The following is a 15,958-nucleotide window of genomic DNA, read 5'->3' as shown; positions in this document are numbered from 1 at the left end:
GTGGCTAGGCCACGTCGGGAAGGACCAGCCCGGCCCTGACAGCGACGTTGAGTGCGCCGACCGTGTCGGCGTTGGCGGTGTGCCCGCACTTCACGCACTCGAACTTCTCCTGTGTGGTGCGGTTCTCGCCGGACACGTGCCCGCATCGGGGGCAGGTGCGGGAGGTGTTGCGGGGGTCCACGGGAACCAGCATGCGACCGGCGCTTTCAGCCTTGTGCGCGAGGATGCCCAGGAAAACCCCCCAACCCGCGTCGTGGATGCTCTTGTTCAGTCCTGCCTTGGCCGCCGTGCCGTTGGGCAGGAAGGCGCCGGGGTTTTGGGGGTCGGGCTCGGGCTTGGGTGCGCGGACCATGTTCGCGATGCTCAGGCGTTCGTGCGCGATCACGTCGTAGGTGCGGACCATCGTGAGGGCGGTTTTGTGGGCGTGGTCGGCGCGCTGCCGTTTGACCTTGCGGTGCAGTTGGGCGACTTTCTCCACGGCCCGGCGGTGCTTGGCCGTGCGGTTGTCCCGCTTCGTTCGCGGGAACGTCTTGAGGGCGCGCTGGGCGTTGGCCAGGGCTGCGGCGTTGCGCTTGCCGTGGCGGGGGTTGGCGATGTGCTCGCCCTGGGACGTGGTCAGGAAGTGGGCGACGCCCATGTCGATGCCGGTCACCGCGCCTGTCGCGGGCAGCGGCTCGGCGGGGACCTCGTCGCAGGCCAGGACTATGTACCACTGCCGGCCCTCGCGCTTGACGCCGACTGTCTTGACCCGGCCCCTGACCGCTCGGTGCTGGTGCACGCGGACGTGCCCGACACCCTGGAGGCGTACCCGGGTGACCGGGTCGTGCGGGGTGGAGTCCCAGCGGCACCCGTCGCCGTCCTTCGGGAACTGAACGGTGTCGAACCAGTTCACGCCCCGGAAGCGGGGGTAGCCCGGCTTCTCGCCGGCCTTGACCCGGCGGAAGAACGCCTGCATCGCCTTGTCCAGACGGCGCAGGGTGGCCTGCTGGGAGGAGAAAGACCAGCGTCCCTGACGCTCAAGGTCGAACGCCCGGATGTCCTTCAGCTGGGCCGACTGGTCGCCGTACCGGACGGTGGTCTTCGAGGCGTGCCGGTAGGCGTCACGGCGCTCCTGCAGCGCCCCGTTGTAGAGCGAGCAGTGATCCCGCAGCATCTCACCGAGCGCGGAGCTCTGGCGGACGGTGGGACGGAGGAGGAATTTATACGCGCGGTGCACGCTCCTCCTTCTCCTTCTTCTTCCGCTTGTTGGTCCAGGGGCGTTCCCACTGGGTGTCGATGTACTTCTCCACCGTGTCCGCGCTGACCGCGCCGACCAAGGCGACGAAGAACGACGACGACCACAGGGTCGGCATCTGCGACTTCAAGTGCGGAAACTCCTCGCGCAGAACGCGGGAAGTGAAGCCCTTGAACTGGTTCGCCACGTACGACGCGAACGCCTTCGGCTCGTGCCTGACGAACAGGTGCACGTGATCGGGCATCACCTCAAGGGCGATGATCTCCCAGCCCTTCTCCGCAGCCTTCGCTTCGATCAGCTCACGCAGTCGGACCGCGACCCGGCCGCCGAGAACCCGGCGGCGGTACTTCGGGCACCACACCACGTGCAGTCCCACGTCGTACACGCCGCCGGAATACCGGCGGACCTTCCGAGTCACCGCCACAATCACCAATGTATGCACGGCATGTATCTAATATCTGCTGATATCGATAACCCGAGGCCGACAGGGCAGATCCGTGGACACAGTTGAGGTCAGAGCAGCACTGAGAAGCGATTCCCCCCACGCCTAAAGGCGCGGTCCCTTCGCTAGGTCCTGATGGCACGTGGACGCAGGCGGGTCCGTCACTTCCTCCGTGGCGGCGGACCCGCCCTGCTGCGTGGCCGAGGGCGTCGGTTTCGGTGAGGCGCCTTCCTCGACAGGCCGAGCAAGCTCTCGATCGGACGAGTTGTCAGTGGCAACGCCAATCGGCCTTGGGCGAGATTGACGTTGGCTCCGGTTGGGTGCCCCCGCAAACGCATCACGGCAGCATCGCTGGGCTTCATCGACCGCGCGGATGGACCATGGCGTACCGATACCCTCCAGGCGACTGCCAGCGGCCGGACGCAGGCCACGTTCCGGTAGCGGGCGCGCGTGAAGTCGGCCGACGCCTGCGTGGTACGGCATTCGTTGTCGCCCTGGGGGTGCTGAGTCCAGCTGTCGTCTCCATCGCCGTACCAGTCGAACAGCGGACCCACCCGGTCGTGTTCACCGGCGATGAAGCCGTCCAGCGGACACCATCGCACTCATGACGGCTTGCCCATGTCGACGCGCTCGCAGCCGGTACGAGTGCTGACTCCACACCCTTGTCGACGTCGTCGGTCCACCTGGCGACCCCGTTTTCCGGCGCGGGTGCGGACAGTGATCCGCGCTGCAAGGTTGCAGGTCGGAGCGTAGCCTGGAACCAGACTGCGCTTGCGGAAGTGCGGCATTCCTTCACCTTCCGCATCACCCACCTAGTTCCTGCGTCAACTTCTTGGCGCGGTCGACCGTGTGCCTCGGGTCGGAGGCACGGTAAAGAAGCGCTGACGCCTTTCAGAAGGCGGGCATCACATGGTTTCGTACGCATCCCCGGAACAGGTCGAGATCGACGTCCGGGACGAACTCCTTGAACCCGAGGACCAAGCCGACGGAGAGCAGCGGATCGTCGATTACACGACGTTCTTCTTCCCCGCGCACGGCGTCTTCGCCAGGCGGCTCATCTGCGGCCCCACTCTCAAGTCGTACAGCCGGGCGTTCGTGTCGCTCTGCGAAGTCGACGGGAACAACGTCCCGTTCCGAGGGCTGGCAACGATGAGCGTCGCCAACGTTGTTCCCCACGACGACGGCATCCTGGAGATAGTGGGCTCCATCCAGTGGAACTCCGACATCAAGGTGCGCGCCAGCGTGCTCTGGCAGTAACCGAGTCTTGAGCACGGACTATCCGGAGCGAACAGTGCCCGACGAGAACGGCGCAAGTGAACAGCGGACACAAGAAGGCCGCCTGCTGGACCGGTTTCCCGGGCTGCGTGAGTCCGTCGCGTCGCAGCCGGAGTTCATCGCCTGGAAGGACAGCTTCCCCCTCGTCGAGGTGGACGCCGAGTCGTTCCGGGTCGCCCGGGGCGACCAGCTCATGGATCGTGACCAGATGATGGTCGAGTGGATCAGGCTGTTCCGGCCGCAACTGCTCGAAAGAGGTACAGAAAATGACAGATAGCTCCGACGTGAGGCGCCCCGAGATCGTCATCGACGGCCAGGTGTTCTACCGGGTGGAGGGTGATCTGCTGCTTGACGCCGACGAACTCGATGTCTACACCGAGGCGCAGAGGGCACTGCGGGCACAGCGCAAGGCTGCCCGGCTGCTGGCACAAACGGGGGTCGGCACCATCGGCAGCGGTATCAGCCCGCTCGGGCAGCCGAGCAGCGGCCTGCTCGGCATCCTGCAGGACGGCAAGTTCCTCCGCTGGGAGCCGGGCACGGTCCTGAAGTACTGCGTCCTGCGCAAGACCTTCCCAGAGGAGGAGTTTTACGAGTCGGTCGTCGACAACATGCGGCGCGCCACTGACGACTGGTCGGCGACCTGCGGCGTGCAGTTCGAGCACGTCGAGACCGCCGACGAGAGCGATTCGCTGCGGCCGCCCGAAGTCGTCTTCCCGGTACGACACCTCGACTCCGGGGGCCAGTTCATCGCCGCGGCGTTCTTCCCGAACGACCCGGAGAACCGCAGGCGCGTCTTCATCGACCCGTCGTACCAGACCACCAGTTTCGACCGCGTGGGCGTACTGCGGCATGAGTTGGGCCATGCCATCGGCTTCCGACACGAACACATCCGCTCGGGCGCGCCCGCCCTGTGCCCCGACGAATCCACCGAGGGAACAGTGGACCTCACGCAGTACGACCCGCAATCGGTCATGCACTACTTCTGCGGTGGTGTGGGATCGCGGGAGCTCGCCATCTCCGAACTCGACCGGGTGGGCGCCCAGAAGGTCTACGGACCTCCGCTGTCCAGTTTCAACCTCCTTGCCGCCTGAAGGAGTTGACTGCGGCGCCGCATGGCGGCGGTCAGCAGGAAGCAGCGGCTCTGTCGAGCCGCAAGAGCCCGTCCATGCGGGGTCCAAGCCGAAGGTCACATTCCCGAACTACCAAGTAGACGTGTTCGCAGGCCGGGTGCCCGGACACCTCGCAGGCGTAGCACTCCAGGCTCTGCAGCCAAGTTGCCGGTGTGGTTCGTACACGTCGACAACTGCCCTGGATCTGCCGGCACCCGGCCTGGCCAAGAGCTCGATACGGGAACGAATCCGGCAGCAATCGAGGTCGGGCAGCGTCTTGGCCGCAGGTAGGGTACCCGGGCGTCTTGAAGCACGGTCGGATGCGGCGCTACTGAGCCAGCCTCGACAACGTTAACGCCATTACGGGGCGTTGCCGGTCTGAGTGATCTGACAAGACCAGTGTCACATTCGACGTACTCATGTGGCTGGGATCTGCCCGCCCTGCACCACACGCCAGACCGAGCTGGTGCGGTCACACTTGCGGTATGCCGGGTAGGCCGTCAATGTACGGCGGTGGCCCGGGGATTGACCTCACAGCGCTCGATCTCGTCGAGGGGGCCCGCGCTGGCCACGGCCGCCCGGACTCTCGCTTTGCCCTTCGCGGCGACCAGCACCTGCTCGTATGTCTCGCTCATGGTGAAGCCGTGCGTGTCCTTGTAGTTGATCTTCACGCCGAAGGTGCCCTCGCGCTCGTTAGGATTCCTGACCACGACGGTCGTGTACGGGTCGTCGGCGTCCGCGCAGTGTGTGAGCACGGCGGTGCCGTCCTTCAGGGGCCGGGTGGCAGCGACGGAGAGGGACGGCGTGGGGGTGGAACGCTCGGTCGGCCGCGAACGCTGGGTGTCGCCGTCTTCACCGGTAGGCGACCCTGAGTCGGCGCCGGGGGCGCCCGCCGCTGCCGTCGACGCGGACTGTGGAGAGGACTTGGCGTTGCCCGGCTTCGTGGCACCGCATCCGGACAACGCTATGACTGCCGCCAAGACCACTCCGGCGGTCATGTGCACCCGCTTGATCACGTCACTCTTTCGAAGAACGGAGCCGCAGGATCGATTCCTGGACGGCCGCGCTGGTCAGCGCGTGCAGAGGCTACCAGCGGGCGGAGATCCGGCACCGGCCACGTGATCAGCGCGAGTGAACGACCGGGGACACTCGACGGGCGCAGAAGTAAGGGCCATCGTCGCCGCGCCCCGACACCCAGGACCTCTCTTTCGGATCACTTGGTGGCGGTTCGATCTCAGGGCATGCTGAGTCCGAAGGAACTGCTGCCTGCGACGATGCGCTGGGCCGAGGCCACCTCCGCCCGGCTGACCGCAGCGTCCCCGTCGGCGGAGGTGGGCGCGAGCGCCTCCGGCCACGGAGTGATCTGCGCCCACCGGCTGGGCGTGTAGCGGACCGTGTGTGCGCCGGGTGTCCCGTCCGCGTAAGCCGACGCGTTCACCTCCCACCAGCGGCCCAGCGCCCGCACAACGGGACCGGGCAGCAGGCGTGCGGCCATCTCGCGGTCCACCGCGTCCGCACGCTCCTGGCGACCCTGCCCGTCCTGTTCGTTCATGAGCCGTTCCCTGCCTGACGTGCCGCCGGGCTTGGGGAGGAGTCGGCGGATTCCTTCGGTTCGGGCTGCTGCGGTACGCCCCCGCCCGGCACGAGCTCGGCGGCTGCCTGTTCCAGTTCCTGCCGGCGAAGTTCGCCGCCCTCGATCAGGTACGTGTCGGGCAGGGGCCGTGCCGGCAGCCCCCAGGTGCGGGCGCGGGTCCGTACGCCGATGTCGCGGCTGACGACGACTACCTCCGCGGGAGCGACGGCCTGGTGCAGACGCAGTGCCGAGGCCACCAACTCGTCGTCCGGAACGGGAAGGCGGGCGTGCCCGGGCTCATCGGCCGAGATGAACACGGGGGTTCCGTCGTCCGCGGTCGCTTTCTCAGGCTCTGTTTCCAGCACCGACTCCAGCAGCCGGAACACGCCGCGCGCCCGCCGGGAGATCTTCTTGTCCCCGGTCTGGTAGCTCTTGATGTCGATTTCGTCGACCACGACGTGCGGGACCATGACCGCGGTGCCCTTCCCGAACACCTTCTGCCAGGGGACCTTGTCGAACCGCGTGAAGTGCAGCGTGGTGTTCGTGTCCAGCACCGCGTACCGGACGGCACTGGCGCGCCCGTACCGTTCCTGCAGGGCACGCACCCGGTTGGCCAGGGTTCTGAAGTAGTCCTGGAGCTCGGTGATTTCCACGTACATCATCAGCCGGGCCTCGTCCAACGGTGCGGTGAGGATCGCCCGGTAGCGGCCCGCGCGGAGCTGTCCCGCGATCTCCCGGTCGCTGAACCGCCGGTTGAGTTCCTCGGCGGCCTTCCAGGTCCACTCGTCGTACCGCCTGCGCACGGCCCGTATCTCGGCCTCGGCATCCGCGCCCGTTCTCATCGTGTGAGGGATCCGGATAGAGACGTCGTTGAGGCTCCCGGCCACGAGATCCTGCTCCAGGAAATTGATCGCGTCGGTACAGGTCGTTCCGGCTCTCAGCATGCCCTTGTTCGCTCCCCCCGGACTGAGCTCGGTGCGCTCCGTCGGGCCCATCCTGCCAGCGGCTGGCACCCCGAACCCTGTTCGAGTAGGGCCGCGCCGCCCTAGGGGTGAAGGGCGGCCCATGAGGGCGTGCCCACCTGCGCGAGAGGTCAGATCATGACCGAGCCCGCCATCCATCTCTACGAGGCCGTCAACCCCGAGGCTGTCGATGCCGACAGCCTCTCCTTCTACATCGCTGAGCCCACCGGCACCGTCGTCATCGCCAGCATCGACCGCAACTCTGCCTACATCCGCATCGGTACCTGCCACTGCGCCGACCACCCGCAGCACGGTTCCCGCCTCGACACGGTGATCTTCAACAGTCGTCCATAGGCGGCTTCGTCCCCGGGCCCCGTCTACCCGATGGGGCCCCGGGACTGTCCGTGTGCGCGTCGCAACAGGTGCCCGGCGCTCATCGGTTTCCGCACGCCTTCCCGCGCCCCTATCCGCGGGCCCGCAGGGCGATATGCGGCTTTCGGTTCGACTCTCAGCGCGCGAGCATCATCACTGATGAAGATCTGCGAATCGGCCAGCCCTGCTCTCGTTTCCCACTTGGTTGACGGCAACAATGCCCGGACCCGTAGCTCTGGCGCTCGGTGCGAAGTAGCGATGCCACGGCTGAGCTGTGCCCCCGCCGCCTTCGCGGCAGGACACGCGAGCGAACCGGATCCGGGCGTGAATCGTCTGGGTTGACAAGTACCTCGGCTACGTTTGCGAAGAGGGCGGACATGGGGTGGGCGCGGACGCAATTGGGCGGTCGGTACCGGCTCGACGAACCGTTGGGCCACGGTGCAATGGGCGAAGTATGGCTCGCCGAGGACTTGGAGCTACACCGGCGCGTAGCCGTGAAGCTGCTGCACCCTCGGCTTCCGCAAGACCCCGCAGACCAGCGCCGGTTCCTCCTGCGGTTCGAACGTGAGGGACGGGCCACCGCCCGGTTGCAGCACCCCAACATCGCCGCCGTCCACGATGCCGGGAAGCACGGGACAACGCCCTACCTGGTGCTGGAGTATCTGCGCGGCCGCGATCTGCGAGCGGTGCTGGCTCGGGACCATCCCGGCGGCATGCCGCCTGAACAGGCGCTCGCCTGCGCCAGCCAGATCGCCAGCGCGCTGGCGGCGGCACACGCCGCGGGCATCGTGCATCGCGACATCAAGCCGGCCAACGTGATGATGCTGGACGACGGTACGTGCAAGGTATGCGACTTCGGGATCGCGCGCCTGCTCGACTCGGCGGACCCCCAGTTGACACAGACCGGGAGCGTGATCGGCACTCCGGCGTACATGCCACCGGAACAATTCGACGGCGTCCCCGTAGGCGCCGCCGCCGACGTGTACGCCTTGGGCGCCACGCTGTTCCACCTGCTGACCGGGCGTCCGCCCTTCCTGGAATCCCGGTTCGCCGCGTTTCGCGTGCTGCACGCCTCGGGCCAGATGCCGCAGGTCAGTTCGCTGCGAGCCGAGGCGGCGCCATTCCTGGACGCTCTGGTCGACCGGATGCTCGCGCGGCAGGCGTCCGACCGTCCGACTGCAGCCGACGTCGCCGCACGTCTCGGTGACCCCGCCCTGGCCGTGCCCCGTGCGCAAAGCGCCCCGCTGACCGACATGACGGCCGCCGCGCATGCGGCGCGGCGCATCGAATTTGGTGGCGCCCGGGGGCGCGTGCTGGCCACAATCGCCGCCGAAATGGCCAAGTCAGCCCCCGAGGAAGCGCGCAAACTGCGGGCGGAAGCGGTCGTCGCGGTGCGGAGCGAACGGTACGTCTCGCACCTGGACCTCATCGCCATTGCTCAGGCCATCCGGCCGCACGATCCACCTCACGCGGCAGAGCTGCTGACCGAGGCGGAGCGCCATATGCGAGGCGAGGCCGCGTCGGACGACGCCCCGGCGCTCCACCGGTCCGCCCGAGCGTTGAGCCAGTGGGACCTGCGGCGGCTATCCCGGGTGTGGGCCCTTGTGGACCTGGGGAAGGCCGAGCGCCTGGCCGGCGAGATCGCCGACATGGAGGCCCGGGACGACGCGCTGTGCGGAATCGCGCAAGAAGCGGCTCGGACGCGGCCGGGCGCAGCGGTGCGCATCGCGAGCGACCTGCGCGGCCTCGGACGGAACCATCGGCTGGAGCGCATCGCCGGGACTTTGGCGGAGGTGGACACCGAAGCCTGCTTGCAGGTCATGCGGATGCTCGATCCGGCGTCGCACGCACCGGTGAAGTCGGTGTTCCGTGCCCTGGCCGCCTGCGACCGCGGCGAGGCCGAGCGGGTCGCCGCCGCGCTCCCCGATCCCGATCTGAGAGCGCACGCACTCACGGCGGTCGCCTGCCATGTGGCGGGCGACGACGCGACGCGGGCGCAGCGGATCCTCACGACCATCGACGCGGACAACCGGCGCCGGGCGCGGCAGGACGTCGCCTTGGCCATGCTGGACGCGGATCCGCGCGCTGCCGCGGCCTTGCTCGCGTCGGCGGACTTCGACCGGTACGAGGAAGCGGTCGTGTTCCGCATCTGTCGGCAACTCGCGCCGGTCGTACCGGACCTCGCCGAGCGCTTGGCCCGACGTATGCCCGGTTCCTTCGACCGCGCCACGGCGCTGCGGTGCGTCGCCGCCGCTGTCGCGGGCTCCAACCCGGCACGTGCGGCGGCGCTGCTGGACGACGCCGTGCGGCAGGCGGAGGAGTGCGCGCACCGGAGCGCGATGCCGAAGCCGCTGGCGGAGTTCGCCGCCGAGGTGATGCCGCTGGATCCAGTGCGCGCCGCCGCGCTGTTCAAGGAGGCCGCCCGCATGGCCACGGCAAGGAGAATCGGCGTCCGGCGCGGCAAGGACACACAGTTCGAGGGGGCTGGTTCTCGCGCGATGCAGTTGCTTCAGGTCGCCGAGGCGCTCGCGCCCTTCGACGTCGCGACCGCCGAACGCCTGGTCTTCAAGGCGAGGATCGAAGCCGGGGATTGCTGGATGCTCAATCGTGTCGCCGCGGCGTTCGCCGCAGTCGACCCCGCCGCCGCGGCACGTGTCGCGGGACGCGCCCCCACGCCGCCCCGGCGCGCCGAGGCGCTGACGGCGGCGGTCCCTGTGGCGGCGGCTGCCAACCCGCCCGCGGCGATGCACATGGCCGAGCAGATCACCTCCCAGTTCGACCAGGACCGCGCCTGGGCGGCCATCACCACGGTGATCGTCTCCGGATCCGCCGACGCTGCCGTGCGGTTCGCCCGCACGCTCGCCGAGTCGCTGGAGGCCGCCGAGCCTCGGGGCTGGAGTCGGCGTACGCTGCCCGTGGTCGTCGTCGAGGAGATCGCCGCCGTCGACCCCGCGGCGGCCCAACGCCTCGTCACCGCGCTCGCCATCGGCGACCAGGACCATGCCTGGGCGGCGATCGCGGGGGGTTGGGCGGGGGTGTGCCACCACTGCAAGGGCATTCCGGAGTACGACTGCCTGCCCAGGGTGTGTCCCAAGGGCCGTTCGGGGGGCGGCCCCGCGGAAGCGCGAGCTGACCAGGGCTCCGCAGCACCCCGAACCCTGCCGTCCCCAGCACCGCCCGCCGAGCCGGCGGCCACGGTCCGCGTGGACCGAGCGGTCGACAAGTGCTCGACCGAGAGCGCCGAGTAGTTCGCTTTTACGAACTCCCGGTCGTGCCGGTGTTGGCCTGGTGGCGGTGGGGCCCACGCGCGGCTGGCCGTCTGACAAATCCGGTAGTGATCACTGGGCAGGTGATGTGCCGGCCGGGGGCGCGCCTCCAGTCCGGCCGGACAGATCAGATGCTTCGAAGCACGATCCGTCGTCCGTCAGGGCTGAAAGCGCGCCTGGTCGAGACGCCGGTAGACCATCGACAAAGTGATCAGCAGCTCCAGTAACTTCTTCCGGAGGATCTTGCGGGCCAGGCGTATGTCGTCGGGGGTGTCGACGTACAGCCGCCACGCCGCCCGCCGGACCAAGGACGGCAGGGACAGCGCGAACAGGCCCGCCGGGTGATCCTGCCGCGGCTGGATGCCGCCGGACAGACCTTCGGGGGCGCCGGACGCCGCCGACATGGTGCCGGCCGTACTGCCCGCACCAGAGCGCCGGACCCGCGCGGCGACCGACACCGCCCGCGCCCTGGTGGCCGTCGGCGACGTGTCAGCTACATCCGTCCAGCTTCAACTCGTGGAGCGGACCGCGCCGCAGCCTCATCTGCCGGCGGCGTCTCAACAGGCCCGAATCGTGAGGGTTCAGAAGGGGAGCGGTTCGGCGTCCAGCGACTGGGTGTATCCCGGGGCCCACCGCCCGGGGACGGTCTCGCAGATCGCCTCCAAGTCGGCCCCCGGACGTGCAGCCATGGCGCGCTAGCGGGTGTCGGCGGAGAAAAGCCCAGGGGGCAAGGAGCTGGAAACAACGGACGGCCTCCTGGCGTCTCCTGAGGTCAGGGAGGTCGCAGGCCTTGTCGGCGTGGCGTCGCTCGGGCTTGGAATGCTCGCGGTGGGATCGTGTCCTACCTGGAAATGGGCGACCGTCGGCTTCAGCCCGAGGCTGTCGTGAGTGTTCCCTGCAGAGAGGCCGACGCCCGTGCTGTCATCACCGGACCCTGGCGGTCTGCAGGACAGACCGTCTGTGGTTCGGCCCGTGGCGGTCCGATGGGCGTCGGCCGGGACTGCCCGTCCGGGCTGCGGCCATCCGAGTGTGCTGAAGCCGTGTCAGGCGACCGACCGAAAGCCGATTGACCATGCTGGGCGGGAATCAACACGCTGTCCAGCGATGAGGAGTACGGCATGCCGATGGACTCGGTGGCTAGATTTCTGGCGGCTCTGAACCCGGAGGATCGGCAGACTGTCGACGCCGCACCACGCGATGAGCAGGAGCGCCTCGCTGCGGCCTGGGAAAGCGAGTTGGAGGCAGACGCCGAACTCGACACGCTCGACGAGTTGTCGCCGCCTGCGGCAGAGGCAGAGGCGGCCCGTCGTGTCCTGGACCGCAGAGAAGGTTGACCCCCTGCGGCACCCGTGCCGGCGGCGGCCCTTGCACCGCCGCCAACGGAGACGTGAGAGCGGACTTCTATGCTGAGGCCCTGCACGGCAGGTCGTGGTCCTCTACTTCGCCAAGAGCGGCCAGATCAAGGAGATCGAGGCCGCATAGGAGAGGACGACTCCTGGGCACTCGCCCGTCCGTTGCGCCGCCGCCCAGGTGCCGAGGTCATCGGCCTGGACGATCACCTCGCCCGCCCGCACCGGCAGGGTTCCGCCGGCTCGGTTAGGTAATCGGTTCGGTTCGCTCTGGTGTGGTCGCTGCTGGTCAGAGCATGGGTCCCCAGGTCAGTGATGTGGTCGGTTCTTCGGCATCTGTGAACTTCCCTCGGGATCTGGGTCGGTGGGGTTTCACGCTGGGTGGATGAGTTCGTGCCGGCGCCGGCGGCGCGCCGCACAGTGCGACGCGGACCGGTCGACCCCGAACCCCTCACCCACCGGGTCGACGACCTGGGACATCTACCATCCGTGACGCGCTCACGGCCGGGTGGTCGGCCGCAACCATGGTCAGCTGTGCGGCGTGTGATCCGGTGGGACGGCTTTCGTCTGTTCCCGACCGGAAGGCGAGGGGGCCCGATGACGCAGGAGCAGACCGGGGACACGACGTCGCGGACCAGACCGGGCACGAGGCGGCCCAGGACAGTGCGAGGCCATGCGCTGCGCTGGGTGTTCCGCCTGGTGATGGCTGCCCTGATCCTGCTGCTCGCCATGCGCACCTACGAGGAGACGGGCGTCGCGCACGCACGGTCGACCGGGACGCTGCACACGGCCGAGGCCACCATCACGAAGCTGACGTCCCGCACGACGAGTGGGAGAGACGGCGGAGGACAGGACGGCGGCAGTGGCATCTGGTCCGTCACCACCGTGTACACGATCGAACTGCGCGTCGGCGACGAGACGAAGACGGCGAACGGCGTCCCGAACGACTCCGCGAACGACCTCCAGGAGGGCCAGCGGGTCGAGGCGGGCCTGTGGCATGGGCGGGTCGTGGAGATCAATGGGCGTGACGTGTGGCTCGGCTGGCACCCCGGGGGGTGGGACATCGCGTTGTTCGCGCTGTACCCGTTGATCATGGGGTATCTGATCGCCCTCGCCCTGGCCGCCGCCGCGTACCTGGCCGGCCTCGACGGCCGGGTGAGGTTGGTGCGGCAGGAGCGGTCCGTGCCCTGTGTTTTCGGGTTCGTCGTCGGGGTGGCGGCGAGCTTCGCGCTCCTCGGGTGCGCGGCTTTCGGTAACGGCATCGCGTACTGGCCGGTCGTTCCCGTCGGCGCCGGAACCGCCGCCGCGCTGGCAGGGCTGAGGGGAGCGCTCCGGCGGGCCCGGGCGACCCGCGCCGAGGACGCACCCAGCGGGAGCGCACCGGCCCAGGTCTGATGGCCGGGGCCCGGCCGCCCAGGGGACCACTCTGGAATGATCACGCAAAATCGGTGGGGAATGGAGACGCGCTGGTGCCATCGGTGGACGGGACGGCGACGATGCTGGTCGGCAGATCCGAGGAACTGAGGCGGTTCGACTCGGTGATCGCCGGTCTGGGGCAGGACGGCGTCCCCGCCGTGGTCGACATCGCCGCAGACGCCGGTATGGGGAAGAGCCGGCTGCTGAGCGAGTTTTGTGCGCGGGCGCGGCAGCGTGGGCTGACCGTGCTGCGCGGCAGGGCCACGGAGTACGAGCGGCACACTCCGTTCCAGACGTTCACGGACGCGTTCGCCGACGTCGATCGTGCCTTTCTCGACTCGGACGACGTACCCGAGGCGGCGGCACCGGTGCTGTACGGCGCCGACAGTGCGCAGGGCGCCGCGTCGGGCACGGGCAACCGCGATCGATTCGGCCTCTACCGTGCCGTCACGGAAGTGCTGACCAGGCTCGGGGGGCGGAGCGGGTTGGTGATGGCCCTGGACGACCTGCACTGGGCGGATCCCGCGTCCCTGGAGCTGTTGGACCACTTGATCCGACACCCCGCGTCCGGCCGGGTGCTGCTGGTCGTGGCCCGGCGCGAACGGCAGACGCCGCACTCGCTTGCCGCCGCTCTGACACGTGGCATCGACAGCGGAGCCGTACTGCGCATGCCGCTGCGGCCGCTGCCCGAGCAGGACTCGATCGAGGCGCTGGCCTCCGACCTGCCACCGGGCGACGCCGGCAAGATCTATGAATCCAGCGAAGGCAACCCGCTCTATCTCCTCTCCCTCCTGCACGCCTACCGGCACGGCGCGTCGTCGCGCGGCACCACCATCCGGGCCCACGACGACACCGCGTCCGGCGTGCCGAGCGGACTGGGTTCGCTGCTGCTGGACGAACTGACCGCGCTGACCGAGGCACAGCGCCGTACCGTCGAAGCGGTGGCGGTCCTCGGTGACCATGCCACGCCCGCGATGCTGAGCCTGACGGCCGGACCCACCACGGCGGAGGAACTCGACGACTGCATCGGTGCATTGGCGCGACGGGATCTGCTGCGCAGGGGGTCCGACGGGCGCTGGACCCTGCGCCACCCGCTGCTGCGGGCACTGGTCTACGAGAACACCCCCCCACCGCGCCGCGCCGAGATCCACCGGGGCGCGGCGGACGAACTGGCGCGGGCAGGAGCCTCCGCCGCCGAGCGGGCTCATCATGTCGAGAGGTCGCTGGTCGGCTGGGATCCGGTGTCGGCGGCCGTGTTGAGCGAGGCGGCCGCCCAGTTCGCCCACACGGCGCCCGCTACCGCCGCACATCTGCTGGAGGTCGTCCTGCGGCTCATGCCGGAGGCACCCGCCCACGCCCAGCGGCGTGGGGATTTGACGCTGGCGCGCGCCAGGGCCCTCGGTGTGGGCGGCAGCCTGCGGGAGAGCCGCGATCTGCTCCACACGCTGATCAGCAGGCCCGGGCCGGATGACGCATCGCTGCGCGGGGACGCGATAGCGCTGTGCGCGATGATGGAACGGCACCTCGGACACTCCCCGGAAGCGATCGCCCTGCTGCAACGGGAACTGGTCCGCAGCCCTGGTCCTGAGCCCCGCCAGGCGGTCTCCCTGGGGCTCGCGCTGGGCATGGCGGCCCTGAACACCGTCTCCTACCCCGACGTACGCGACGACATCGAGCGGACGCTCGCGACGGCCCGCTCCCACGGCGACCTCATGGGAGAGATGGGGGCCCTGGCGCTGGGGTCGTTGGGCGAGGCCTACGAAGGGGAGACGGAGGCGGCCCGCCGGTTCGCCGATGCCGCCGCCGGGCTCGCCGACGGTCTGACCGACCCCAACCTCACGGAACTGTGCGAGTCGCTGGTGTGGCTGGCCTGGGCGGAAGCCCTGCTGGAGCGCTACACCGACGCGGAACGCCACGCCGACCGGGGGCTGGACATCGCCCGTCGCAGCGGCCAGGTCCACGTCTTGCCACACCTGCTGAGCAGCAAGGCCTTCGTGCACCTCAACACCTGTCGGCTGCCGTCCGCCCTGGAGTCGGCGCAGGAGGCGGAATCCGTCGCACGAGCCATCGGCAGCAGCGATCTCCTGGCCTTCACCCTGTGTTTCAAGGCGCTGATCCTGCTCCCGCACCGCCCTCTGGGCGACACCAGGGCCTTGCTGACCGCCGAGGAGGCCGTGGCCGCGGCCGGCGGAAGCCGCCACTGGTGGGCGTCGCTGGCCGGCTGCGTGCTCGGTCACACGGCGCTCGTGAGCGGCGACCCGCACCGCGCACAGGACGCCATCCTGAGGGCGGGCGGTCCTGAACTGCTGGGGCTGCAACCCTCCATACGCCCGGGCCAGCTGGACACCCTCGTCAGCACCGCCCTCGCGATCGGCGACGTCGAGCAGGCCGCGCGCTGGGCCGCACGAGCCGTCGAGGAGGCCGACCGGATGGGGCTGCACGGCCAGCGCGGGGCGGCACTGCGGGCCGAGGCGGCGCTCGCCCAGCACCAGGGTGACGCCCGCGCGGCCGCAGACCTCTTCGAGCGTGCCGCGCAGGCGTACGCACCCTCCGGCGCCAGGCTCTGGGAGGCGTACTCCCTGCTGCTGGCGACGACCCAGGCACAGGCCGCGGGCGACCGTCCGCGCGCCGTCGCGATGTGGGAGCGGGCCCGCCGTATCGCCGACGACGGCGGCGCGCGCCTGCTGTCCGACCTGGCCGCGCTCGTGCGTCCCCCAGCAGAGGAGGCACCCCTGGCTCCCACGGAACTCGACCAACTGACCGCACGTGAATGGGAGATCGCGGAACTCGTCGCCGAAGGACTGAGCAACCAGGCCATCGCGACCAAGCTGTACCTCAGCCGCCGTACGGTCGAGACCCACCTGTCGGCGATCTACCGGAAGACCTCCGTGTCGTCCCGCTCGGCGCTGGCGGGCCTCATGACGCGCACGGTCCTGGACCGGCGCGCGCGTGAACGATGA

The 15,958-nt window shown here is 69.3% G+C and carries 14 protein-coding genes; 8 read left to right on the top strand and 6 right to left on the bottom strand.

Annotated features, from left to right (window positions below):
• Window positions 1–4: 4 nt before the first annotated feature.
• Together OG788_RS00995 and tnpA are read right to left on the bottom strand one after the other, a co-directional pair.
• Window positions 5–1,216, bottom strand: a complete 1,212-nt coding sequence (locus OG788_RS00995; protein WP_406368480.1) for an RNA-guided endonuclease InsQ/TnpB family protein — start codon at window positions 1,214–1,216, stop codon at window positions 5–7.
• A complete protein-coding gene (gene tnpA / locus OG788_RS00990; RefSeq protein WP_406368479.1) occupies window positions 1,200–1,658 on the bottom strand; it encodes an IS200/IS605 family transposase in 459 nt (152 codons plus the stop codon). Before tnpA ends, OG788_RS00995 begins: the two co-directional genes overlap by 17 nt.
• A gap of 927 nt (window positions 1,659–2,585) precedes the next feature.
• On the opposite strand from tnpA, the gene OG788_RS00985 reads away from it, so the two are divergent.
• Genes OG788_RS00985 through OG788_RS00975 form a run of 3 tightly spaced genes read left to right on the top strand, consistent with a single transcriptional unit; the run spans window position 2,586 to window position 4,042 of the window.
• Window positions 2,586–2,933 carry a hypothetical protein gene (locus OG788_RS00985; protein WP_356756533.1) on the top strand — a complete coding sequence of 116 codons (348 nt, stop codon included), beginning with the start codon at window positions 2,586–2,588 and terminating at the stop codon, window positions 2,931–2,933.
• 34 nt (window positions 2,934–2,967) lie between these two features.
• Window positions 2,968–3,228, top strand: coding sequence for a hypothetical protein (locus OG788_RS00980; RefSeq protein ID WP_406368478.1), 261 nt, complete (start codon window positions 2,968–2,970; stop codon window positions 3,226–3,228).
• The gene (locus tag OG788_RS00975; RefSeq protein WP_406368476.1) at window positions 3,218–4,042 is read left to right on the top strand and encodes a M57 family metalloprotease; all 825 of its coding nucleotides are present in this window, start codon (window positions 3,218–3,220) and stop codon (window positions 4,040–4,042) included. The genes OG788_RS00980 and OG788_RS00975 overlap by 11 nt, the downstream gene beginning before the upstream one ends.
• A 518-nt stretch (window positions 4,043–4,560) precedes the next feature.
• On the opposite strand, the gene OG788_RS00970 is transcribed toward OG788_RS00975, so the two are convergent.
• The 3 genes from OG788_RS00970 to OG788_RS00960 form a co-directional block, all read right to left on the bottom strand.
• Window positions 4,561–5,076 carry a hypothetical protein gene (locus OG788_RS00970; protein ID WP_406368475.1) on the bottom strand — a complete coding sequence of 172 codons (516 nt, stop codon included), beginning with the start codon at window positions 5,074–5,076 and terminating at the stop codon, window positions 4,561–4,563.
• 218 nt (window positions 5,077–5,294) lie between these two features.
• On the bottom strand, window positions 5,295–5,612 hold the full coding sequence (locus OG788_RS00965; protein WP_406368474.1) for a hypothetical protein: 318 nt from the start codon (window positions 5,610–5,612) through the stop codon (window positions 5,295–5,297).
• Entirely contained in the window at window positions 5,609–6,577 is a 969-nt protein-coding gene (locus tag OG788_RS00960) for a PIN domain-containing protein (protein WP_406368473.1), read from the bottom strand. Before OG788_RS00960 ends, OG788_RS00965 begins: the two co-directional genes overlap by 4 nt.
• A gap of 156 nt (window positions 6,578–6,733) precedes the next feature.
• On the opposite strand from OG788_RS00960, the gene OG788_RS00955 reads away from it, so the two are divergent.
• Both OG788_RS00955 and OG788_RS00950 read left to right on the top strand, forming a co-directional pair.
• Window positions 6,734–6,949, top strand: coding sequence for a hypothetical protein (locus OG788_RS00955; protein ID WP_406368472.1), 216 nt, complete (start codon window positions 6,734–6,736; stop codon window positions 6,947–6,949).
• A gap of 395 nt (window positions 6,950–7,344) precedes the next feature.
• A complete protein-coding gene (locus tag OG788_RS00950) occupies window positions 7,345–10,215 on the top strand; it encodes a protein kinase domain-containing protein (RefSeq protein ID WP_406368470.1) in 2,871 nt (956 codons plus the stop codon).
• 176 nt (window positions 10,216–10,391) lie between these two features.
• On the opposite strand, the gene OG788_RS00945 is transcribed toward OG788_RS00950, so the two are convergent.
• On the bottom strand, window positions 10,392–10,637 hold the full coding sequence (locus OG788_RS00945; RefSeq protein ID WP_406368469.1) for a hypothetical protein: 246 nt from the start codon (window positions 10,635–10,637) through the stop codon (window positions 10,392–10,394).
• 714 nt (window positions 10,638–11,351) lie between these two features.
• Between OG788_RS00945 and OG788_RS00940 the strand changes: the two genes are divergently transcribed.
• From OG788_RS00940 to OG788_RS00930, 3 genes are all read left to right on the top strand, one after another.
• Window positions 11,352–11,567, top strand: coding sequence for a hypothetical protein (locus tag OG788_RS00940; protein ID WP_406368467.1), 216 nt, complete (start codon window positions 11,352–11,354; stop codon window positions 11,565–11,567).
• A gap of 612 nt (window positions 11,568–12,179) precedes the next feature.
• Complete coding sequence (locus OG788_RS00935; protein WP_406368465.1) at window positions 12,180–12,977, top strand: hypothetical protein; 798 nt, start codon at window positions 12,180–12,182, stop codon at window positions 12,975–12,977.
• 74 nt (window positions 12,978–13,051) lie between these two features.
• Window positions 13,052–15,958, top strand: a complete 2,907-nt coding sequence (locus OG788_RS00930; RefSeq protein ID WP_406368463.1) for an AAA family ATPase — start codon at window positions 13,052–13,054, stop codon at window positions 15,956–15,958.

Source organism: Streptomyces sp. NBC_00647 (assembly GCF_045207245.1).
Classification (GTDB): Bacteria; Actinomycetota; Actinomycetes; order Streptomycetales; family Streptomycetaceae; genus Streptomyces.
The sequence above is the reverse complement of the archived record's forward strand: the minus strand, read 5'-3'. Positions and strand labels throughout refer to the sequence as shown.